This window comes from Rothia santali (assembly GCF_024199905.1).
Lineage (GTDB): Bacteria > Actinomycetota > Actinomycetes > Actinomycetales > Micrococcaceae > Rothia > Rothia santali.
In genome coordinates this window covers 1-4,218 of the sequence record NZ_JANAFB010000077.1, presented here as the reverse complement: position 1 = coordinate 4,218, position 4,218 = coordinate 1, and the positions used below count along the sequence as shown (strand labels likewise).

Sequence of the window (4,218 nt, the reverse complement as noted above, 5' to 3'; positions counted from 1 at the left end):
GCCCCCCACCCCCCGCCGAGGGGACCGCCGCCGGCGCCGCCCGCACCTCGACGGGCCTGCGCGAGTGGGCCGCGCGCCACCCCCGCACCGGGGCCGACGCCCCCGCGACCTCGGGGCAGTCCCGCCTGTGGTTCCTCCACCGGCTGGACCCCGCCTCGGCCGAGTACAACGTGGTGCTGCGCATCGCGCTGTCCGGGTCGCTGGACGCCGGGGCGCTCGCGGGCGCCGTCGGGGACCTGGTCGAGCGGCACGAGATCCTGCGCACCGTGTTCCCCGACGCCGGGGGGCGCCCGGTCCAGCGCGTCGTGCCGGCGCCGCCGGACCTGCTGGGCTCCGAGCCCCTCGATGCGGGTGCCGGATTCGACCTGACCGCGCAGATCCCCTTCCGCGCCGCGCTGGTCCCCACGGGGCCCGAGGCGTGGCGCCTGGAGCTGGTCCTCCACCACATCGCGACCGACGGGGCCTCCCTAGCGCCGCTGACCCGCGACCTGGCGGCGGCCTACAGCGCCCGCGTGAGCGCGCGCCGCGGCTGCAGCGGCGCCTGCCGGTGCAGTTCGCCGACGTCGCCCGGCGCGAGGAGGCGGAGCGCGACGCCGCGCCCGGCACCCCGGACGCCCCGGACGCGGCCCTGACCCGCTGGACCGAGCGCCTGGCCGGCGCCCCCGCCGAGCTGGACCTCCCCGCGGACGGCCGGCGCCCGGAGACGGCCCATCAGCCGGCGGGGCAGCTGGGATTCGAGATTCCGGCCGAGATCGCCGGGCAGGTCGCCGCGGCCGCCGCCGGCAGCTCCGCGACCGGGTTCCACGGGTGGCTGGCCGGCCTCGCGGGATACCTGGCGCGCATCGGGGCGGGGGAGGACGTCGTCGTCGGCGTGCCCTCGGCCGGGCGCACCGACCCCGACGTCGCCGACCTCATCGGCTTCTTCGTCAACACCCTGCCCCTGCGGCTGCGGGTCGAGGGGCCCGGCACGAGCATGGCCGACCTGGTCGGGCGGGCGCGCGAGGCCGCGCTGGCCGGGATCGAGGACGAGCGCGTGCCGTTCGAGGCGATCGTCGAGGCCGCCGCGCCCCCGCGCCGCCTCGGCCGGAACCCGCTGTTCCAGACGATGCTCTCGGTCGAGGAGCCGGCCGGCGTCGTCCTGGACCTCCCGGGGGTCGAGGCGGAGCCCCTCGACTCCGAGACCACCGGGAGTGCCAAGGTGGACCTGTCCTTCACCCTCCGCCCGGAAACCGCGGGCGGTGCGGGCGGCGTGCGCGGCGTCCTGGAGTACAACGCGGCGCTGTTCAGCGAGCGCGCGGCCCGCGGGCTGGTGGAGCGCTGGATCGCCTTCCTCGACGCGGCGTTCCGCGATCCGGGCGCGCCCGTGCTGGACGTGCCGATGGGCCCCGGGCCGGAGTTGACGCCCTGGGCCGCGGCGGGTGAACCGCAGCTGCCGACGGACGCCCCCCCCGGGGCCCCGCGAGGCGGAGGCCCTCCGCGGCCCCGCCTCCGGCTCACTCGAACAGCCGCTGCCCCACCATCGTGTCGCCCTCGCGGAGCCCCGGCGGCACCGCGAACAGGGCCGAGGCCTCGTGCTGGAGGTACTCGGTCAGGGCGTCGTGCTGCGTCATGCGCTGGAGGATCGGGTAGAAGCCGGCGCGGGGGTCGCGCACGTAGGCGATGAAGAACAGCCCCGCGTCCAGCCGGCCCAGCGAGTCGTTGCCGTCGGTGTAGTTGTAGCCGCGGCGCAGCAGGCGGTGGCCGTCGTTCTGCTCGGGGCTCACCACCGCGACGTGGGAGTCCGCCGGGACCGCCGGGCGGCCGCCCTCGCCCGCGGCGTCGTAGTCCACGGCGTCGAACTCGTCCTCGGGCGCGGGGTCGGCGACCGAGAGCGGGGCGCCGTAGCGCTTGTCCCGCCCGATCACCTCCTCCTGCTGGGCCAGCCGGACCCGGTCCCAGACCTCCAGGTGCATCCGGATCTTGCGGGCCACGAAGTAACTGCCGCCGGTCAGCCAGCCGGCCGCGGCGTCGTCGTCCGCCTGGACGCGGACGTGCTCCTCCAGGGCCTCGGCCTCCTCCGCCTTGACGTTGGCCGTGCCGTCCTTGAAGCCGAAGAGGTTGCGCGGGGTCTCCTGCGAGGCGGAGGTGGAGGAGGTGCGGCCGTAGCCGATCTGGCCCCACCGGAGCCGGGCCGTGCCGAAGGCGATGCGGGTCAGGTTGCGGATCGCATGCACGCAGACCTGCGGGTCGTTGGAGCAGGCCTGGACCAGCAGGTCGCCGTCGCCGGAGCCCGCCTGCAGCCTCTCGTTGGCGAACTTCGGCACGCCCTCGGCGAGGACGCCCGGCATGCGGTCCCGAAGGCCGAAGCGGTCGGCGCCGCCGGCGTCTGCGAACAGGGTGGCGCCGAAGCCGAACGTGAGGCTGAGCCCGGCCGGCGGGTAGCCCCAGGCCTCTCCGGTGTCCCGGGGCGGGGCCTGCTTGTTGGCGCTGGGCTCCCCGCCGATCAGCTCGCCCGCGCACATCTGCTCGGCCGCGGTGGTCCACTCGGTCAGCAGCGCCTTGAGCTCCGCGACGTCGTCCGTGGAGACGTCGAAGGCCGCGGTGTACATGTTGTCCTGGGCGGGCGTGGTGATGCCCTGCTGGGTCTCGCCCCGGAAGGGGTAGGCGAGGGTCCCGGGGTCGCGCCCGGCCGCCTCCCGCTCGGCCAGCGCCCGGCCCGCGACGCCGCCGCCGAACCCCGCGATCCCCAGGGCGCCCGCGATGCCCGCGCCGGCCACCAGGCGGCGGCGGCAGAGGCCGCGGGAACGGCCGGCGGTCGCGGCGGCGTCGTCGGCACCCGCCGGCCCTCTTTCCTCTTGCTCCGCCACGGCTAGTGCAGCACCGTCCCGGCCACCTGGGACAGGGGCTCGCTCAGGCCGTTCACGGCGTCGGAGAACTCGCGCTGGGTCTCGGTGTAGTCGGCGTCGGAGGGGGCCTCGCCCATCGCGTCGTCCTGCACCGCGGCGATCCGGTCGTAGGGGGCGTAGAGCGCGTTGCCCTCGGCGTCCGTGCCGGTGGACTGCGCGGCGATCAGGCCCTCGACGTCCTGGAACCGCTGCTCGATCGTCCCGGCGAGGTCCGGGTCCTGGTCCTTGACCAGGTCCGCGACGTTGCCGTAGGCGACCTGGGCGCCCTCCAGATTGGCCTGGAAGTCGTACAGGTCGGTGTGGGAGAAGGTCTCCTCCTCGCCCACGATCTTGGAGGTCGCGACCTCCTCCAGCAGGCCCGAGGCGCCGTCGACGACGTCGGAGAGCTCCAGCTGGAAGGCGCCGTCCGCGCCGTCGACCTCGCCGTAGACGAGGTCGTAGAGCTTCTGGGTGTCCTGGTCCAGCCGGTCCGCGGCGGCCTGGCGGTCGGCGTCGGAGGTGAACGTGAACCCGGCGGCGTCGTCGGTGAACAGGTCCGCCTCGATGCGGTGCCAGCCGGTCCAGTCCCTCAGGACCTCGGGATCGTTGGGGGCCTTGCCGGCGTCGGCGGCCAGGTCCTGCACGCGGGCGTCCATCGAGGCGTCCAGGTCGCCTGGCTCCTCGAGGCCGAAGGACTCGGCGGTCGGCTCGATCCGCTCGTAGTGCTGCCGGGCCAGCGGGTACAACGCCCGGGCCCGCTCCGTGTCTCCCGAGGTGTAGGCCCGGTTGAACTCCTGCGTGGCGGTGACCAGCTGGCCCACCTGGTCCTTGACGTAGGAGGTGTAGTTCGCGACCGCCTCGTCCTCCGCGGCCTGGACGTCGCCGGAGACCTCGACGTCGTCGCCCTGCGTCACCGTGAACTCGGCCAGCCCCACGAAGTCGCCGACCATGTTCGGCTTGCAGGCCGTGTAGTACGTGCCCTCGGGGAGGGCCGTGGTCAGCTCGGCCGTGGTGCCGGGGCCGATGTTCTCCTTCTCCGACTCGATCTGCAGCTGGTTCTCCGCGAGCACCTCGAACTCGTTGGGCACGCCGCCGCTGTTGGTGATCTCGAAGGCGACGCGGCCGGCGGGGACGGTGGCGGGGTCGGCGGTGCACGAGTCGTCGGTGACGGTCACGCTCACGCGCTGCGCCTCGCCCTCGCCGGAGCCCTGGCTCTGGTCCGAGGAGGCGGAGCTGGCCGAAGATCCCGGGGCCGTCCTGGACGGCGTCGCGGCGCAGTACGACCTCGGCCCGGCCCGCGGCGGCGTCGAGCAGCTCACGGGCGGGGTGCGGTACCGGGAGTTCGAGGGCGGCG

General features: G+C 75.2%; 4 protein-coding genes and 1 pseudogene. 3 read left to right on the top strand and 2 right to left on the bottom strand.

The features are described from left to right. Together NBM05_RS15160 and NBM05_RS15155 are read left to right on the top strand one after the other, a co-directional pair. Window positions 1–632, top strand: a 632-nt coding sequence (locus tag NBM05_RS15160) for a condensation domain-containing protein (protein ID WP_254169156.1), incomplete at its 5' end; no start/stop codon positions are given. Next, window positions 548–1,309 (top strand): annotated as a pseudogene (locus NBM05_RS15155) (condensation domain-containing protein); the annotation flags it as partial. The gene NBM05_RS15160 and the pseudogene NBM05_RS15155, both read left to right, overlap by 85 nt. Before the next feature lie 184 nt (window positions 1,310–1,493). On the opposite strand, the gene efeB reads toward NBM05_RS15155, so the two are convergent. After that, entirely contained in the window at window positions 1,494–2,846 is a 1,353-nt protein-coding gene (gene efeB, locus NBM05_RS15150) for an iron uptake transporter deferrochelatase/peroxidase subunit (protein WP_254169154.1), read from the bottom strand. Between the two features lie 2 nt (window positions 2,847–2,848). Continuing rightward, entirely contained in the window at window positions 2,849–4,045 is a 1,197-nt protein-coding gene (gene efeO, locus NBM05_RS15145) for an iron uptake system protein EfeO (protein ID WP_254169152.1), read from the bottom strand. Here efeO and NBM05_RS15740 point away from each other — a divergent pair. Further along, window positions 4,029–4,218 (top strand): hypothetical protein (locus tag NBM05_RS15740; protein WP_254169150.1); only part of this gene is annotated, 190 nt, incomplete at its 3' end. The genes efeO and NBM05_RS15740 overlap by 17 nt on opposite strands.